This is a genomic window from Enterobacter sp. DVT3837 (assembly GCF_056238685.1).
In genome coordinates, this window is the sequence record NZ_JBWDLA010000002.1 from 1,192,574 (window position 1) to 1,210,820 (window position 18,247).

Below are 18,247 nucleotides of genomic sequence, written 5' to 3' on the forward strand. Positions count from 1 at the left end.
CAGACAAATTATGATATTTGGTTTTTTACTTTATTTGTGATGGGGAGCAAATAAGAAGAGAAATAAAAAAGGCGAGGAATAATCTCCTCGCCTTTTCGGGTTATGGTGGTGTTACTTGTTCAGTTCTGCCAGGCTCAGCCAGGTTTGCACTACGGTGTCCGGGTTCAGGGAGAGACTATCAATCCCCTCTTCCATCAGCCATGCGGCAAAGTCTTCATGGTCGGATGGACCCTGACCACAAATCCCGACGTATTTACCCTGTTTCTTCGCCGCACGAATAGACATCGACAGCAGCGCTTTCACCGCCTCGTTACGCTCATCGAACAGCTCAGAAACCACACCGGAGTCACGGTCCAGACCCAGCGTCAGCTGCGTCATGTCGTTCGAGCCGATTGAGAAACCGTCGAAGTGTTCCAGGAACTGCTCGGCCAGAAGGGCGTTGGACGGGATTTCACACATCATGATGATCTTCAGCCCGTTCTCGCCGCGCTTCAGCCCCTGACGCGCCAGCTCGTCCACAACGGCTTTCGCCTGATCCACCGTACGCACAAACGGGATCATGATTTCGACGTTGGTCAGTCCCATGTCGTTGCGCACGCGTTTCACCGCTTCACACTCCAGCGCGAAGCAGTCGCGGAAGCTTTCGGACACATAACGTCCAGCCCCACGGAAGCCCAGCATTGGGTTCTCTTCTTCCGGCTCATAGCGCTCGCCGCCCACCAGGTTGGCGTATTCGTTAGACTTAAAGTCAGACAGACGCACGATCACGCGTTTCGGGTAGAAGGCGGCACCCAGGGTGGCAATCCCTTCCGTCAGACGGCCGACGTAGAACTCTTTCGGTGAGTCGTAGCCTTTCATCATCTCGCGGATTTCGTTCTGCAGTTTCGGGTCCTGATCATCAAACTCCAGCAGTGCACGCGGGTGAACGCCGATCATACGGTTGATGATAAATTCGAGACGTGCCAGACCCACACCTTCGTTCGGAAGGCAGGCGAAGTCAAACGCGCGGTCCGGGTTGCCAACGTTCATCATGATCTTCAGCGGCAGGTCCGGCATGGTTTCAACACTGGAACTTTTCACGCTGAAGTCGAGGATATCGGCATACACATAGCCGGTATCGCCTTCGGCGCAGGAGACAGTTACATTCTGTCCGTCTTTCATGCGCTCAGTGGCATCACCGCAGCCGACAACCGCAGGAATACCCAGCTCGCGGGCAATGATCGCCGCGTGACAGGTACGGCCGCCACGGTTGGTGACGATAGCCGCCGCTTTCTTCATGATCGGTTCCCAGTCCGGGTCGGTCATGTCGGTCACCAGCACGTCGCCTGGCTCAATACGGTTCATCTCGCTGATGTCGTGGATCACTTTGACCGGACCAGCACCGATGCGGTGACCGATAGCACGACCTTCCGCAACGATTTTACCCTGCGCGTGCAGCGTATAACGCTCCATAACCTGGCCGCGAGAGCGGACGGTTTCCGGACGCGCCTGCACGATAAACAGCTTGCCGGTGTTCCCGTCTTTCGCCCATTCGATGTCCATTGGACGACCGTAGTGTTTTTCAATCTGTACCGCCTGCTTCGCCAGTTCCTGTACTTCAGCGTCAGTCAGGGAGAAGCGGTCACGCTGCTCCTGCGGTACATCTTCAATTTTAACCTGCTTGCCATGCTCCTGGGTTGGGGCATAGATCATGCGGATTTTTTTCGAGCCCATAGTGCGGCGCACCACCGCCGGGCGGCCAGCAGCCAGCGTTGGTTTGTGGACATAGAATTCATCAGGGTTGACCGCCCCCTGAACCACCATCTCACCCAGACCCCACGCGGAGGTGATAAACACCACCTGGTCGAAGCCGGATTCGGTATCAATGGAGAACATCACGCCGGATGAGCCCACGTCCGAGCGCACCATGCGCTGTACACCTGCGGAAAGTGCTACGCCGCGATGGTCATAGCCCTGGTGCACGCGATAAGAGATGGCACGGTCGTTGAACAGGGAAGCGAACACGTGCTTCACCGCTACCAGCACGGCATCGTATCCCTGCACGTTCAGGAAGGTTTCCTGCTGCCCGGCAAACGAGGCGTCTGGCATATCTTCTGCGGTTGCAGAAGAACGCACGGCAAAGGAGGCCTGCGCATCGTCAGCAGAGAGCTGGTTGTACGCATCGTGAATGGCTTTTTCCAGTTCCGGCTGGAAAGGTGTGTCGATAATCCACTGGCGGATTTGTGACCCGGCTTTGGCAAGCTCGGTAACGTCATCAATATCCGTTTTATCCAGCAGGTCGTAAATGCGCTGGTTCACGCCGCTCTGGTCTAAAAACAGGTTAAACGCATCGGCAGTTGTGGCAAACCCGTTTGGTACGGAGACACCCATACCCGACAGATTTGTAATCATTTCACCCAGGGAGGCATTTTTGCCCCCAACTCTGTCTACATCATTCATGCCGAGTTGGTTATACCAAAGCACCAGCGGTGACGAGCCATTGTTGGACATCGAAACAATCCTTTTGTGATATTTGATCGGAGTAAGTAACACCTGACTACGTATTTATAGTGGCATATTTATTAGCGCTAAAAAAACGGTGAATCGTGTAAGCAATTTAAATTTTCAACTTTTCGGATACTTTCCCATCACCCACGAACCCGATGATTCCTATATATTCAGCCAGAAACCACAAAAATAAAGTCGCTATTTGAAAAATGAAATCCACTTTTCAGGAAAATCAAAAACATCGTTTCATTTATAATTAAGATAAGTTCTTTGCTGTGTAATTTACTTTTTTAATTTATGCTTTCAGGCAATTAGGTATGATATTCAGGGTGAGTAAAATGGATAATGCTGTCGATCGCCACGTTTTTTATATTTCTGATGGTACGGCGATCACCGCCGAGGTGCTGGGCCATGCGGTGATGTCGCAGTTTCCCGTTTCGATTAACAGCATCACGCTGCCGTTTGTCGAAAATGAGAGCCGCGCCAAAGCGGTGAAGGACCAGATTGATGCCATCTACCAGCAGACCGGCGTCCGCCCGCTGGTGTTCTACTCTATCGTGATCCCCGAGATTCGCTCCATCATTCTGCAAAGTGAAGGCTTCTGTCAGGATATCGTCCAGGCGCTGGTGGCTCCGCTGCAAAGCGAGCTTAAGCTTGATCCGACCCCGATCGCTCATCGTACCCACGGGCTAAACCCCGGCAATCTGACCAAGTACGATGCGCGTATCGCTGCCATTGATTACACCCTGGCACATGACGACGGTATCTCGCTGCGTAATCTTGACCAGGCGCAGGTGATCCTGCTTGGCGTATCGCGCTGCGGCAAAACGCCAACCAGCCTCTATCTGGCGATGCAGTTTGGTATTCGTGCCGCAAACTACCCCTTTATTGCTGACGACATGGATAACCTGGTGCTACCTGCCGCCCTTAAGCCTCTGCAACATAAGTTGTTCGGCCTGACGATCAACCCGGAACGCCTTGCCGCCATCCGCGAAGAACGCCGCGAGAACAGCCGCTACGCCTCCATGCGCCAGTGCCGGATGGAGGTCTCCGAAGTGGAAGCGCTGTACCGCAAAAACCAGATCCCGTGGCTGAACAGCACCAACTATTCGGTTGAAGAAATTGCCACCAAAATTCTCGACATCATGGGGCTTAATCGTCGCATGTACTAATATGCTAGTACATTAGCTCAGATTCAGGTATCATCATCGGCAACCACGGGGCGGTGTCGCCCCGAACTTGAAATCAGCAGGGATTGGTTTAAGGTGATGCCCATCACTTCCCGGTAGTCTGCCGATGAAGCAAAAATTTTCTGAGACATTCCATGAATAAAACCGACGAACTCCGCACTGCGCGCATCGACAGCCTGGTTACCCCAGCTGAACTGGCACTGCGGCATCCTGTTTCCGCCACCGTTGCGGAACATGTCACGGCTTCCCGCCGGCGCATTGAAAAAATCCTGAATGGTGAAGACAAACGTCTTCTGGTAGTGATTGGGCCTTGCTCCATCCACGATCTGGATGCCGCAATGGATTATGCCAAACGACTTCAGGGGCTGCGGGACAAATACCAGCATCGCCTTGAGATCGTGATGCGAACCTACTTTGAAAAACCGCGGACCGTAGTGGGCTGGAAAGGCCTGATTTCCGATCCTGATCTGAACGGTAGCTACCGCGTGAACCACGGTATTGAGCTGGCGCGCAAACTGCTCCTGCAGGTCAATGAACTGGGCGTACCAACGGCGACCGAATTTCTCGATATGGTGACCGGGCAGTTTATCGCCGATCTCATCAGCTGGGGCGCAATTGGCGCACGTACCACCGAAAGCCAAATCCACCGCGAGATGGCCTCCGCCCTCTCCTGTCCGGTCGGCTTTAAAAACGGAACTGACGGTAACACCCGTATCGCGGTAGATGCGATCCGCGCTGCCCGTGCCAGCCATATGTTCCTGTCGCCGGATAAGAGCGGTCACATGACCATCTACCAGACAAGCGGTAACCCGTACGGGCATATCATTATGCGTGGAGGGAAGAAACCCAACTATCACGCGGAAGATATTGCGGCCGCCTGTGAAACGCTGGCAGAGTTCGACCTCCCGGAACATCTGGTCGTGGATTTCAGCCACGGGAACTGTCAGAAACAGCATCGCCGCCAGTTAGATGTGTGCGATGAAATTTGCCAGCAGATCCGCAGCGGCTCAACCGCTATCGCGGGGATTATGGCCGAAAGTTTCATCAAGGAAGGCACGCAGAAGATCGTTGCCGGACAGCCAATAGTGTACGGTCAATCAATTACCGACCCGTGCCTGAGCTGGGAAGACAGCGAACTGCTGCTGGAGAAACTGGCTTCTGCGGTAGATACGCGCTTCTAAAATCCAGCCCTTCTCCCTCTCCCCGTGGGAGAGGGGCGGGGTGAGGGCATCAAGCTGCACTTCACCCCCAAATTTGATCCTCTCACCCTTTTTTCACAAAAACGCTTGCTGTGATTTTACAGTTTATTGATAATGATTATCATTGTTACATTGATTGTCATTTATAAACATTATGTCACGTACGAATAACAACGCGGCAACGCCAGAAAAAAAACACACAGCCCCTGCCTCCACCGAGCGTCGGATTGACAGCAAAGCCCTGCTCGGCGATGAGGGGCGGGTGATTATCGAGCATGACGGTCAGTATTACCTGCTACGCCAGACCCATGCCGGAAAACTGATCCTGACTAAATAAACAACACGATAACTTCGCCAGCCACCCAGGTGTTCCCCAGGCAGCCAGCGCTTTCGATTCTTAATGGAGAGTTGCTATGCCATACCTGCATTCCGCGTCTTTACGCCCGTCAATTCTGGCTCTGGCAGTCGTCAGTACCCTGCCGGGCGTCGCGTTTGCTGCCGCAGATGATATTACCGTCACCGCCACGGGCAACGCCCGCAGCGCCTTTGAAGCTCCGATGATGGTGAGCGTGATTGACGCCAGCGCGCCTGAGAAACAAACCGCCAGCTCTGCTGCCGACCTGCTGCGTAACGTTCCTGGTCTCACACTGGACGGCACCGGGCGCACCAACGGGCAGGACGTGAACCTGCGCGGCTATGACCGCCGCGGCGTGCTGGTGCTGGTTGACGGCGTGCGCCAGGGAACCGATACCGGCCACCTGAACAGCACCTTCCTCGATCCGTCGCTGATTAAACGTGTTGAAGTGGTTCGCGGACCATCCGCCCTGCTCTACGGAAGTGGCGCGCTGGGCGGCGTGATCTCCTATGATACTGCCGACGCCAAAGACCTGCTGGAGCCGGGAAAAAACAGCGGCTACCGCGTATTTGCTACAGGTGCAACGGGCGATCATAGCCTCGGAATGGGGGCCAGCGCGTATGGCCGCACCGACACGCTGGACGGTCTGGTCTCCTGGTCGAGCCGTGACCGGGGTGACATTCGTCAGAGCAACGGTACAGCAGCGCCAAATGATGAATCCATTAACAACATGCTGGCAAAAGGTCGATGGAAAATCGACCCGGCGCAGACCCTGAGCGGCTCCCTGCGCTACTATAACAACGACGCACAGGAACCCAAAAATCCGCAAACCATTAAAGCGGATGCCTCCAGCAACCCCATGACTGACCGTTCCACCATCCAGCGTGACGCTCAGTTGGGCTACAACATCGCGCCGGAAGGCAATGACTGGCTGAACGCCGATGCCAAAATCTACTGGTCTGAAGCGCGCATTAACGCCCAGAACATCAACGGCAGCGGTGAATTCCGCAAGCAAACCACGAAAGGTGGGAAGGTGGAAAACCGCACCCGACTGTTTAGCGACTCCTTTGCCTCACACCTCCTGACCTACGGCGGAGAATATTACCGCCAGGAGCAAAGCCCGGGCGGTGCGACGACCGGTTTCCCGGACGCAAAAATCGACTTCAGCTCCGGTTGGCTGCAGGATGAAATTACCCTGCGCGATCTGCCCATCACCCTTCTGGGGGGGGACGCGTTATGACAACTATCGCGGCAGCAGTGATGGTTATGACGATGTGGATGCCGATAAGTGGTCATCCCGCGCCGGCTTAACCGTCAGCCCAGCCGACTGGCTAATGCTGTTCGGCTCTTACGCGCAGGCCTTCCGCGCGCCGACCATGGGTGAAATGTATAACGATGCGAAGCACTTCTCGATAGGCCGCTTCTATACCAACTACTGGGTGCCAAACCCGAACCTGCGTCCGGAGACCAATGAAACTCAGGAGTTCGGTTTTGGTCTGCGCTTTGACGATCTGATGCTGGCGAACGATGCCCTGGAGTTCAAAGCGAGCTATTTCGATACGAAAGCCAAAGACTACATCTCCACTACCGTCGATTTCGCAGCGGCGACCACCATGTCCTATAACGTTCCCAATGCCAAAATCTGGGGCTGGGACGTCATGGCGAAATACTCCGCCGAGATCTTCAACCTTGACCTGGCCTATAACCGCACGCGCGGGAAAGATACCGACACGGGAGAGTACATCTCCAGCATTAACCCGGACACCGTCACCAGCAAGCTGGATATCCCGGTAGCGCAAAGCGGTTTCTCCGTGGGCTGGATAGGTACCTTTGTTGACCGTTCAACGCACATCAGCAGCAGTTACAAAAAGCAGCCTGGCTACGCGGTCAACGATTTCTACGTCAGCTATCAGGGTCAGACACAACTGAAAGGCATCACAACGACGGTGGTGTTGGGTAACGCCTTCGACAAAGAATACTGGTCACCGCAGGGTATTCCGCAGGACGGTCGCAACGGCAAGATTTTCGTAAGCTATCAGTGGTAACCCCCTCGCCCCGGTTCACCGGGGCATCCATGAAGAAGGACGAAACAATGAATCACTACACACGCTGGCTTGAGCTAAAAGAAGAAAACCCGGGTAAGTACGCGCGTGACATCGCAGGTTTAATGAACATCAGTGAAGCTGAACTGACCTTTGCCCGCGTCGGTCACGATGCCTGGCGCCTGAACGGTGAGATCCGCGATATCCTTGGCGCGCTGGAAGCCGTGGGCGAAACCAAATGCATTTGCCGCAATGACCATGCCGTTCACGAGCAGGTAGGGACCTTCACCAATCAGCATCTCCACGGTCACGCCGGGCTGGTACTGAACCCACGCGGACTGGATCTGCGTCTGTTCCTCAATCAGTGGGCGAGCGTTTTTCACATCAGTGAAGCTACCGCGCGCGGCGAGCGTCAAAGCATCCAGTTCTTCGACCATCAGGGTGATGCGCTGCTGAAGGTCTACGCCACCGATAGCACCGACGTATCCGCCTGGAGCGACGTACTGCGCCGCTTTATCTTTGCCGATAATCCACCGCTGGCGTTAAAGGTGGCCGATGTCCCGGTTCACGCAGAAAACGCGCAAGCCGCGCTCGTGGACACAGAGTGGCGCGCCATGACCGACGTGCACCAGTTCTTCGGCCTGCTGAAGCGCCACAATCTCAGCCGCCAGCAGGCGTTTCGCATGGTGGGTGACGATCTGGCCTGCAGGGTAGAGAACTCCGCGCTGGCGCAGCTGCTGGAGACGGCGCGCCGGGACGGCAACGAAATTATGGTGTTTGTCGGCAACCGCGGCTGCGTGCAGATCTTCACCGGCGCGGTGGAAAAGCTGGTGCCGATGAAAGGCTGGCTCAACATCTTTAACCCAACCTTCACCCTGCATCTGCTTGAAGATTCCATTGCGGAAACATGGGTCACGCGCAAACCGACGGCTGACGGGCATGTCACCAGCCTGGAGCTGTTTGCCGCCGACGGCACGCAAATCGCTCAGCTGTATGGTCAGCGTACCGAAGGCGAGCCGGAACAGAGCCAATGGCGTAGCCAGATTGACGCCTTAACGGCGAAAGGGTTGGCCGCATGAAAAAATGGCTCGCCGTTCTCAGCGCCCTGCCCCTGATGGCGTTTGCCGCCACGCAGGAGAAAATCGTTACGCTTGGCGGCGACGTGACGGAAATTGTCTTTGCCCTTGGCGCACAGTCGTCTCTGGTGGCTCGCGACAGTACCAGTCAGTGGCCACAGGCAGCAAACGATCTGCCTGACGTGGGATATTTGCGCCAGCTGAATGCGGAAGGCATTTTGTCCATGCGTCCCACCCTGGTGCTGGCAAGCGCCCAGGCGCAACCGTCTCTGGCATTAAAACAGGTTGAGCAAAGCCATATCAGGGTCGTCACTGTTCCGGCAAGTAACGCGCTGGGCGTCATTGATGAAAAGGTGCGGGTCATCGCGCAAGCGACACATCGCGAGGTTGAGGGAGAAATCCTGCGTAACACGTTACGTCAGGCCCTGACCGCCCTGCCCGCCTCGCCACTCAACAAGCGGGTGCTGTTTATCCTCAACCATGGAGGGATGACCGCAATGGCTGCCGGACAACAGACCGCAGCGGATGCCGCCATTCAGGCGGCGGGGCTTAGAAATGCGATGCAAGGTTTTACCCGCTATCAACCGCTGTCACAGGAGGGCGTGATTGCCAGCCAGCCCGACCTGGTGGTGATTTCTCAGGAGGGTATCAACGCGCTGGGCGGTGAAGACAATCTCTGGAAACTGCCGGGTCTGGCGCAAACGCCGGCGGGACGCAACAAGCAGCTGCTGGCAATTGATGATATGGCGCTTCTGGGCTTTGGCGTGCGAACGCCGCAGGCAATTCAACAGTTGCGCGTCAGAGCGGAGCAACTACCCTGATGTCCCGACGGATCACCTTGTCACTGTGGATACTGACCGCACTCCTCACGACGATGACGATCGTGGCGACCGGTTTTGGCGCGTTGCATCTACCGGTCAGCCTACTGTGGAACGGCAGCGATGATGCGCTGCGTCAGATCTGGCTGACCATACGCCTGCCCCGAGTGCTGTTGGCGCTGGTTATTGGGGGTTCACTGGCGCTGGCAGGCTGTGTAATGCAGGGGTTATTTCGTAACCCGCTGGCAGATCCGGGCCTGCTCGGGATCAGCAGCGGTGCGGCGCTTGCCGTTGCGTTATGGGTGGTTATTCCGCTCTCGTTACCTGCACTGGTCATGCTTTATGCCCCGATGATCGCGGCCTTTTTCGGCGCGCTGTCTGCCACTTTCGTGATTTTCCTTCTCAGCCAGCAGCGTAACAGCTCGCTTTCCCGGTTGTTGCTGGTAGGTATCGCCATTAATGCCCTGTGCGGGGCAGCCGTCGGTGTGCTGTCATGGCTCAGTAATGATGCACAGCTTCGCCAGCTTTCACTTTGGGGTATGGGCAGCCTCGGCCAGGCACAATGGTCAACATTGCTGGCCGTCACCTCGCTGATGATGCCCACTCTTCTGGTGATATGGCGTCTTGCCAGCGCGCTCAATTTACTGCAATTAGGTGAAGAAGAAGCGCACTATCTCGGTGTGGAGGTTGCGGTTGTGCAGCGGATCCTGCTGCTGTGTAGCGCCTTGCTGGTCGCCGCTGCGGTAGCGGTCAGTGGCGTTATCGGTTTTGTCGGTCTTGTGGTCCCCCACCTGATGCGCATGTGGCTCGGGGCAGATCACCGGGCGGTGATCCCCGGATCTGTACTCGCCGGCGCGGCACTGCTGCTGATTGCGGATACGGTGGCTCGTACCCTGGTCGCCCCGGCGGAAATGCCGGTTGGTTTGCTGACCAGCCTTCTCGGCGCGCCGTGGTTTCTGTGGCTGATCTTTCGTCGTGGAGGCGAGCATGGCTGAACGCTATTGTGCAGAAAAAATAGATTTCCACACCGGACACCGGACGCTTATAAACGAGGTATCCCTGGATTTATCCATGGGTGAAATGGTGGCGTTGATTGGCCCGAATGGCGCCGGAAAATCGACGTTACTGCGGCTGCTCACGGGCTATTTAAACCCTACTGGCGGGCAGTGCAACCTGGCAGATATCCCCCTCAATGCCTGGCAGCCGGAAAGACTCGCTCGCCGCCGGGCGGTGATGCGCCAGAACACGCAGCTCGGCTTCGACTGGCCTGTGGAGGCGGTAGTCGGCATGGGCCGCGCTCCCTGGACTCGCTACCCCGAACCCGCAGTTGTTCAGGAGGTGATGCAGATTACCGGATGTTTACCGCTGGCGGGCAGGCAGTTTGCCGCACTCTCCGGTGGGGAACAGCAGCGGATCCAGCTTGCGCGGGCGCTGGCGCAGCTGTGGCACGAGGGTGCGCCGCGCGGCTGGCTGTTCCTTGATGAACCCACGTCTGCGCTGGATCTCTATCACCAGCAACATCTGCTGCGCCTGCTGAAATCCCTGACCCATCTGGGAGATCTCCACGTCTGCGTCGTGCTGCACGATCTTAATCTGGCGGCGCTGTGGGCGGATCGGATCCTGCTGTTACACAATGGCAGATTGGTCTGCGAAGGCGCACCTGAAGCCGTTTTGCAGGCTGATGCGCTGGCACACTGGTACGGGGCAGAAGTGCTCGTCGGCAGACATCCAGTTTACGCCACGCCGCAGGTGTTTCTCGCCCCCTGACCAGGCTGATAAAAATCCTTCAGTGTTTCCAGCAGGGCACGCGCCGCTTTTGAAAGCTGCGTGTGCCCTGGATGGATCACGCCAATGCATTTCTCAATAAGCGGGTTATCCAGTGGAATACAGACCGCGCCTAACGCCGCCATCTGCGTTTCGCACAATGCCGGAACAGCGCTGCCTCCCAGTCCACTGGCGACCATCCGCCCCACCGTCACCAGTTGATGACTCTCCAGCGCCACATCCAGTTTTCTGCCGCTTCGGGCCAGCTCCTCTTCCATCATCAGACGTACCGCTGAGGGCCGCTGCAGGGTGATGAAATCCAGCGTCAGCAGCTCTTCCCATGACAAGCGTTTTTTACCGGCAAGAGAGGAATCTTTCGGCACAATGGCGACAAATCTGTCGAGACCCAGGGGCGTAAACAGCAGGTTATGCGTGGGTGCCGGCTCAAACGCGATCCCCATCTCCACCCGCCCTTCCCGAACCATCTCGATCACGTGTTCGTTGATGACATCATGCACGGTGACGTTGATCCCGGCGTGGCGATCGCGAAAGGCTTTGAGTACCTCCGGTAAGACATTCGCGGCAAACGACGGCATGGCCGCGACCGAGATTTTGCCACGCTGTAGCGTAAAACACTGATGCATCGCCTCTTCGACGTTATCCCAGTCGGCAAGCAGTTGCCGCGCCATGGGCAAAAACGTCTCCCCTTCCTGTGTCAACGCCACTTTACGCGTGCTCCGCTGCAGCAGCGGCCCTCCCAGCGCATCCTCAAGCCCTTTAATCGTCAGGCTCAGTGCCGGCTGGGAGAGATTTAGCCGTTCGCTGGCGTGCGCGAAATTCAGAGTGTGAGCTACCGCTAAAAACGCGCGTAACTGTTTGACACTCATTCTCATTTTTCATCCTGTTAACTAATTGAAAAAATTTAGTTAACAGTAAATTAATAAAAAAACCAAATGAGTGAGTCACAAATTCAAAATTAACAAATGAGTCACCGCCCCTAATGATACCGGCACGGACAACGGGAGAGATGACGATGGCGGGACTGGATAAACGCGTCAGTAGCTATGCGCAGGCGCTGGATGGGCTGACGAACGGAATGACCTTGCTGGCAGGCGGTTTCGGCTTGTGTGGTATCCCTGAGAACCTGATTGCAGAAGTCAGACGCCGTCAGGTGAACGACCTGACGGTGGTTTCAAACAACTGTGGCGTGGATGGTTTCGGCCTCGGAATACTGCTTGAGACGCGGCAGGTACGCAAGGTGGTGGCGTCTTACGTCGGTGAGAACGCGTTGTTTGAGCAACAGGTATTGAGCGGCGAGCTGGAGATTGAACTCACGCCTCAGGGGACGCTGGCAGAAAAAGTGCGCGCGGGTGGAGCCGGTATTCCGGCATTTTACACCGCCACCGGCTATGGCACTCCCGTGGCGGCAGGCAAAGAAATTCGCCAGTTCGCAGGTAAACACTACGTCCTCGAAGAGTCCATTACGGGTGATTTCGCGCTCATCAAGGGCTGGAAAGCGGACTGGTACGGCAACGTTATCTATCGCCATACCGCGCAAAACTTTAATCCGCTGATGGCCACGGCGGGCCGGATAACCGTTGTGGAGGTGGAAGAAATTGTGCCACCAGGTGAACTGCCTCCGTCCGCTATTCACACCCCGGGAATTTACGTCGACAGGCTGATTGTCGGTCAGTTTGAAAAACGCATTGAACAGCGCACGCTGCGCGCGGAAGGAGTCTGACAATGTTGACCCGTGAACAGATGGCAATGCGCGTCGCTCGCGAGTTGCGCGACGGTTACTACGTCAACCTTGGGATCGGCATCCCTACCCTGGTGGCGAACTACATTCCGCCGGGGATGGATGTGATGCTCCAGTCGGAAAACGGTCTGCTGGGAATGGGGGAATTCCCGGATGAACGGAACCTCGATGCCGACATGATTAACGCCGGTAAACAGACGGTGACCGCGCGGATCGGTGCTGCCATTTTCGACTCGGCTCAGTCGTTTGCCATGATCCGCGGCGGTCATGTCGATCTGACCGTATTGGGTGCGTTTGAAGTGGACGTCGAAGGGAATATCGCCTCGTGGATGATCCCCGGGAAGATGGTGAAAGGGATGGGGGGAGCAATGGATCTCGTTGCCGGGGCACAGAACATCATAGTGGTGATGACCCACGCGTCAAAAAGCGGTGAGTCAAAGCTACTCCCCCGCTGCACGCTGCCACTCACGGGCGTGGGCTGCATCCGTCGGGTCTTAACCGACCTCGCGTTGCTGGAGATCATGGATGGCGCGTTCATCCTTCGGGAATACGCTCCGGGGGTGAGTATCGACGAGATCGTGGCGAAAACGGCCGGGAAAATAACAGTGGCGGACGACGTTCGCGAGATGCGCTTCAGCTGAGGACTCAACATGAAAAACGTCATGATTGTCGGGGCAGCGCGAACCCCTGTGGGTGGTTTTCGCGGTTCGCTCGCCTCCCTTTCTGCAGTAGAACTGGGTGCAGTTGCGGTACAACACCTGCTTGCGACCAGCGGTTTGCATGCAGATCAAATAGATGAGCTGCTTTTTGGTCAGGTGCTGACGGCAGGTTGTGGACAAAACCCCGCGCGCCAGACGGCAATCCGCGCCGGGTTACCTGTCAAAACGCCCGCGACAACGGTCAATCTGGTGTGTGGTGCGGGCTTAAAAGCGGTGCAACTGGCCGCGCAGGCGATCCGCTGTGGCGATGCCGACGTGGTTATCGCGGGCGGTCAGGAGAGCATGAGCAACGCGCCTTATCTGCTGGACGGTGCGCGATCAGGGTTGCGTTTTGGTCATACAGACCTGCAGGACAGCATGATTACCGACGGGCTATGGGATGCGTTCAACGATTACCACATGGGGATCACCGCAGAAAACATCGCCCGACAGTACGGCATTTCTCGTGAGCAGCAGGACGCTTTTGCCGCCCGGTCGCAGCAAAAAGCTGCATCCGCGGTTGAATCCGGTCGATTCGACGCCGAGATAGTGCCAGTGGCGGTGAAACAGGGTAAAAAGCCGCCCCTGATCATCAGCCGTGATGAGCAGCCCCGGCCGGGAACCACCGCAGAACAGCTCGCGCAACTGCGCCCCGCGTTTTTACACGAGGAAGGCACGGTCACGGCGGGTAATGCCTCAACGCTCAATGATGGTGCCGCCGCGGTACTGTTGATGAGCGAGGAAAAAGCACGGGAAAGCGGTTTGCTGATCCTGGGCCGCATCGCGAGTTACGCCGTGACGGGCGTTGACCCATCCGTGATGGGAATTGGTCCGGTCAGTGCCTGTCAGACGGCTCTGGCGCGGGCTGGCTGGACGCTCGATGACGTGGATCTCATTGAAGCCAATGAAGCCTTTGCGGCGCAAGCGCTGGCGGTGGGCAAGCTGCTCGGCTGGGATGAGTCAAAGGTGAACGTCAACGGTGGCGCGATTGCGCTGGGTCATCCGATTGGTGCTTCCGGCTGCCGCATTCTCGTCACGCTGCTGTACGAAATGCAGCGTCAGGGGGCTAAAAAAGGACTCGTCACCCTGTGCGTAGGCGGCGGACAAGGCATCGCTCTGACCGTCGAGCGTTAAACATCTCGTTGGTACCCGAATATAACAATGATAGTGAGGAGTCGTAATGAGTGTGTTAATTGCCCTGGCGGCACTGGCATTGCTGATGCTGGCGGCCTATCGCGGATATAGCGTTATTTTGTTTGCGCCGATTGCGGCGCTGGGTGCAGTGTTGCTGACCGACCCGGGGGCTGTCGGACCGACGTTTACCGGTCTGTTTATGGAAAAAATGGTGGGCTTCGTCAAGCTCTACTTCCCGGTGTTTCTGCTGGGTGCCGTTTTTGGCAAGCTGATTGAGCTTTCCGGTTTCTCACGATCGATCGTCGCCTCCGCCATTCGGATCCTCGGTCGTCGCCACGCGATACCGGTCATTGTTCTGGTCTGTGCGCTGTTAACCTATGGCGGCGTATCGCTGTTCGTGGTGGCGTTTGCGGTCTATCCGTTTGCCGCCGAACTGTTCCGCCAGAGCGGCATCCCCAAACGGCTGATCCCGGCCACCGTGGCGCTGGGGGCATTTTCGTTTACCATGGACGCCCTGCCCGGCACGCCTCAAATCCAGAACATTATCCCCACCAGCTTCTTTGGTACTAACGCCTGGGCCGCGCCGTGGCTTGGGGTGATCGGTTCCCTGTTTATTATCTGTTTTGGCCTGCTCTGGCTGGAGCGTCAGCGCCGTAAAGCACTCAATAACAATGAAGGTTACGGCTCGGACCTCAAAAATGAACCAGAAACGCCGGACAACATAAATCTGCCGCATCCGCTGATTGCTCTCTCCCCTTTGCTGCTGGTGGGTATCCTCAACCTGCTGTTTACCCGCTGGATCCCTGGCTGGTACGGTACGAGCCATGAGCTCACCCTGCCAGGTCTGGCGAAACCGATTGTGACCGAAGTGAGTAAAATCACCGCCATCTGGGCCGTGGAGGCGGCGCTGATCTCCGGCATCATGCTGGTGCTGATTTTTGGTTTTCGCAATATCCGCGGGCGTCTGGCTGAAGGCAGCCGGACGGCGGTCAGCGGCGCCATTCTGGCAGCGATGAATACGGCCTCTGAATATGGTTTCGGGGCCGTTATTGCTGCACTGCCTGGTTTTCTGGTGCTGTCAAAAGGGCTGGCCGCAATCCCAAACCCGCTGTTAAACGAAGCGATCAGCGTGACCGTCCTCGCCGGGATCACCGGTTCCGCCTCCGGGGGGATGAGCATTGCACTCGCGGCAATGTCTGACAGCTTTATTGCCGCTGCGCACGCCGCCAATATTCCTCTGGAAGTACTGCACCGCGTGGCCTCGATGGCAAGCGGTGGTATGGACACGCTTCCCCACAATGGCGCGGTGATTACCTTGCTGGCAATCACCGGCCTGAGTCATCGTCAGGCCTATGGCGGTATTTTCGCCATCACCCTCATAAAAAGTCTGGCAGTGCTTTTTGTCATTGCCGTGTTCTATCTGACCGGCATTGTTTAAGGAGAGAAAAATGAATCTGAAGGGTAAAACCGCTCTGGTGACCGGTTCGACAAGCGGTATTGGACTTGGGATCGCCCGCGTGCTGGCGAAGGCCGGGGCGCAGCTGATCCTCAACGGTTTCGGCGACAGCGAATCAGCAAGAGAAGAGATTGCGCAACTCGGCCAAAAGCCGGGCTATCACGATGCAGACCTGCGTGACGTACTGCAAATTGAAGCCATGATGCGCTACGCCGAATCGCAGTTTGGTAGTGTGGATATTCTGATTAACAATGCCGGAATACAGCATGTGGCCCCTGTTGAGGTATTTCCGGTAGAGAAATGGAACGACATTATCGCGCTGAATCTCTCTTCCGTGTTTCACACCAGCCGGCTGGCACTGCCTGCCATGCGTGAGAAAAACTGGGGCCGTATCATTAACATTGCCTCCGTTCATGGGCTAGTCGCGTCAAAAGAAAAGTCGGCCTATGTCGCCGCCAAGCATGGCGTAGTGGGCTTTACGAAATCCCTGGCGCTCGAAACCGCCCGCACGGGGATTACCGCCAATACGATCTGCCCGGGCTGGGTACTGACTCCTCTGGTACAACAGCAAATCGACAAACGCATTGCCGATGGCGTCGCACCAGACCAGGCACGAGACCAGCTTCTGGCGGAGAAACAGCCTTCAGGTGAGTTTGTCACCCCGGAACAGTTGGGCGAACTGGCGCTATTTTTGTGCAGCGACAGCGCCGTAAATGTCCGGGGCGTCGCATGGAACATGGATGGTGGGTGGGTCGCACAGTGACGGGTAAGCCGGGTGAGCGTCGCATCACCCGGCAAAATGACTAACTTGAGCAGCTTACCTCCAGCCGCTTGCCCCAGTCAGGCGGGCGGCTGACGTAATCGTCATCCCTGTCGGCAAACGGCGTGCGTAACGCCACATGCAGACGGTGTAACTCGTCATACTCACCCTGCTCTGCCTGCTCAATCGCCCGTTGGGCCAGCCAGTTGCGTAACACCATCGCCGGGTTCGCCGCGTTCATCTGCGCGTGCCGGGTGGTATCGTCAACCTGCTCTTGCTGCAACCGCGTGCGGTACCGGGCAAACCAGTCGTCAAACGCCTGCCTGTCGATAAACTCGTCCCGCAACGGTGAGGCGGCACTGTGCTGCTCCGTCTGGCCCAGCATCCGGAAAGTGCGGGTGTAATCGCTGCCTTCACGCGCCATCAGGGCAAACAGGTCATTGAGGATCTCGTTATCTCCCCTTTCCTGGGTCATCAGCCCCAGCTTGTTGCGCATCAACATACCGTATTCACGCAGCAAAATATCCTGATAGCTATCGAGCGCGTCATTCAGGGCATCAACGTCGATAAACGGTGACAGCGTTTGCGCAAGACGTTGCAGGTTCCACAATCCAACCGCAGGCTGATTGTCAAAGCTGTAACGGCCCTGATAATCGGAGTGATTACAGATATATCCCGGCTGATAATCATCAAGGAACCCAAACGGACCGTAATCAAAGGTCAACCCCAGGAGCGACATGTTGTCCGTATTCATGACGCCGTGGGCGAATCCTACCGTTTGCCAGCGCGCGATCATTGATGCAGTACGGGCAATCACATCCCGGAACCAGAGAACGTATTTATCATCCTCATCCTGCAAATGTGGCCAGTGATGAGCGATAGCGTAGTCTGCAAGCTGACGCACCTTTTCCGTCTCGCGGCGATAGTAAAAGTGCTCAAAATGGCCAAAGCGCAAATGACTTTGCGCAATGCGCATCAGCATCGCCCCTTTTTCCATCGTTTCGCGCGCAACCGGCGTGTCGCTGGTGACAATCGACAGCGCACGGGTGGTCGGGATCCCCAGCGCATGCATCGCTTCAGATGCCAGGCATTCACGAATCGTTGAACGTAATACCGCACGCCCATCCCCCATCCGCGAGTAAGGGGTAAGGCCTGCGCCTTTCAGGTGCCAGTCAACCGTCTCCCCGTTGGGAAGCTGTTGTTCACCAAGCAGGATCCCCCTGCCGTCGCCCAGTTGCCCCGCCCAGACGCCAAACTGGTGTCCACTATAGACCTGAGCCAGGGGTTGCATGCCTGCGAGGAGCTTTTCGCCCCCCCAGACGCCAGCGCCGTCTGAAGGCTGAAACATGGCAGGTGGAATCGCCAGTTCCTCTGCCAGCCGATCGTTGTGCCAGATAAGACGCGAATTTTGTAAGGGTGTTGGTTTGAGTGCTGTGTAAAAACCAGGCAACTCGTCATGCCAGTGAGCAGTAAAAGACAGGGTCATAAGTCCTCCTGCTTTTAGTGTAG

15 protein-coding genes and 1 pseudogene are annotated in these 18,247 nt (G+C 56.6%); 13 read left to right on the top strand and 3 right to left on the bottom strand.

Annotated features, from left to right (window positions below; all coding sequences use genetic code 11):
* Positions 1–111: 111 nt before the first annotated feature.
* Positions 112–2,490 (bottom strand): phosphoenolpyruvate synthase, encoded by a 2,379-nt coding sequence (gene ppsA, locus AC0XWG_RS20680; RefSeq protein WP_028017245.1) that lies wholly within the window; start codon positions 2,488–2,490, stop codon positions 112–114.
* A gap of 335 nt (positions 2,491–2,825) precedes the next feature.
* Here ppsA and ppsR point away from each other — a divergent pair, with 335 nt between their 5' ends.
* The 8 genes and pseudogenes from ppsR to AC0XWG_RS20720 all read left to right on the top strand — a co-directional run bounded on the left by ppsR (position 2,826) and on the right by AC0XWG_RS20720 (position 10,934).
* Complete coding sequence (gene ppsR, locus AC0XWG_RS20685; RefSeq protein WP_028017244.1) at positions 2,826–3,659, top strand: posphoenolpyruvate synthetase regulatory kinase/phosphorylase PpsR; 834 nt, start codon at positions 2,826–2,828, stop codon at positions 3,657–3,659.
* 152 nt (positions 3,660–3,811) lie between these two features.
* The gene (gene aroH, locus AC0XWG_RS20690; RefSeq protein WP_108090142.1) at positions 3,812–4,858 is read left to right on the top strand and encodes a 3-deoxy-7-phosphoheptulonate synthase AroH; all 1,047 of its coding nucleotides are present in this window, start codon (positions 3,812–3,814) and stop codon (positions 4,856–4,858) included.
* 172 nt (positions 4,859–5,030) lie between these two features.
* Entirely contained in the window at positions 5,031–5,213 is a 183-nt protein-coding gene (hemP, locus tag AC0XWG_RS20695; protein ID WP_108090143.1) for a hemin uptake protein HemP, read from the top strand.
* 76 nt (positions 5,214–5,289) lie between these two features.
* Positions 5,290–7,276 (top strand): annotated as a pseudogene (locus AC0XWG_RS20700) (TonB-dependent hemoglobin/transferrin/lactoferrin family receptor).
* Positions 7,277–7,323: 47 nt separating this feature from the next.
* A complete protein-coding gene (gene chuS, locus AC0XWG_RS20705; RefSeq protein ID WP_128347985.1) occupies positions 7,324–8,352 on the top strand; it encodes a hematinate-forming heme oxygenase ChuS in 1,029 nt (342 codons plus the stop codon).
* A complete protein-coding gene (locus AC0XWG_RS20710) occupies positions 8,349–9,170 on the top strand; it encodes a heme/hemin ABC transporter substrate-binding protein (protein WP_028017239.1) in 822 nt (273 codons plus the stop codon). The genes chuS and AC0XWG_RS20710 overlap by 4 nt, the downstream gene beginning before the upstream one ends.
* A complete protein-coding gene (locus AC0XWG_RS20715; protein WP_028017238.1) occupies positions 9,170–10,162 on the top strand; it encodes a FecCD family ABC transporter permease in 993 nt (330 codons plus the stop codon). Before AC0XWG_RS20710 ends, AC0XWG_RS20715 begins: the two co-directional genes overlap by 1 nt.
* A complete protein-coding gene (locus AC0XWG_RS20720) occupies positions 10,155–10,934 on the top strand; it encodes a heme ABC transporter ATP-binding protein (RefSeq protein ID WP_128347986.1) in 780 nt (259 codons plus the stop codon). The genes AC0XWG_RS20715 and AC0XWG_RS20720 overlap by 8 nt, the downstream gene beginning before the upstream one ends.
* Here AC0XWG_RS20720 and AC0XWG_RS20725 read toward each other — a convergent pair.
* Positions 10,901–11,824 (bottom strand): LysR family transcriptional regulator, encoded by a 924-nt coding sequence (locus AC0XWG_RS20725; RefSeq protein WP_475680998.1) that lies wholly within the window; start codon positions 11,822–11,824, stop codon positions 10,901–10,903. The two genes, AC0XWG_RS20720 and AC0XWG_RS20725, sit on opposite strands and share 34 nt — an antisense overlap.
* 140 nt (positions 11,825–11,964) lie before the next feature.
* Here AC0XWG_RS20725 and AC0XWG_RS20730 point away from each other — a divergent pair, with 140 nt between their 5' ends.
* From AC0XWG_RS20730 to AC0XWG_RS20750, 5 genes are read left to right on the top strand one after another with little or no spacing between them, the layout of a single operon-like run.
* The gene (locus AC0XWG_RS20730) at positions 11,965–12,672 is read left to right on the top strand and encodes a CoA transferase subunit A (protein WP_475680999.1); all 708 of its coding nucleotides are present in this window, start codon (positions 11,965–11,967) and stop codon (positions 12,670–12,672) included.
* Positions 12,673–12,674: 2 nt separating this feature from the next.
* Positions 12,675–13,331, top strand: a complete 657-nt coding sequence (locus AC0XWG_RS20735) for a CoA transferase subunit B (RefSeq protein WP_475681000.1) — start codon at positions 12,675–12,677, stop codon at positions 13,329–13,331.
* A gap of 9 nt (positions 13,332–13,340) precedes the next feature.
* Positions 13,341–14,522 carry an acetyl-CoA C-acetyltransferase gene (locus tag AC0XWG_RS20740; RefSeq protein ID WP_475681001.1) on the top strand — a complete coding sequence of 394 codons (1,182 nt, stop codon included), beginning with the start codon at positions 13,341–13,343 and terminating at the stop codon, positions 14,520–14,522.
* A 46-nt stretch (positions 14,523–14,568) separates the two neighbouring features.
* On the top strand, positions 14,569–15,960 hold the full coding sequence (locus tag AC0XWG_RS20745; protein ID WP_049006733.1) for a GntP family permease: 1,392 nt from the start codon (positions 14,569–14,571) through the stop codon (positions 15,958–15,960).
* Between the two features lie 10 nt (positions 15,961–15,970).
* Complete coding sequence (locus AC0XWG_RS20750; protein WP_208593881.1) at positions 15,971–16,741, top strand: 3-hydroxybutyrate dehydrogenase; 771 nt, start codon at positions 15,971–15,973, stop codon at positions 16,739–16,741.
* A gap of 40 nt (positions 16,742–16,781) precedes the next feature.
* Here the strand turns inward: AC0XWG_RS20750 and selO are convergent, their stop codons facing one another.
* Entirely contained in the window at positions 16,782–18,224 is a 1,443-nt protein-coding gene (selO, locus tag AC0XWG_RS20755; protein ID WP_028017231.1) for a protein adenylyltransferase SelO, read from the bottom strand.
* Positions 18,225–18,247: the final 23 nt, after the last annotated feature.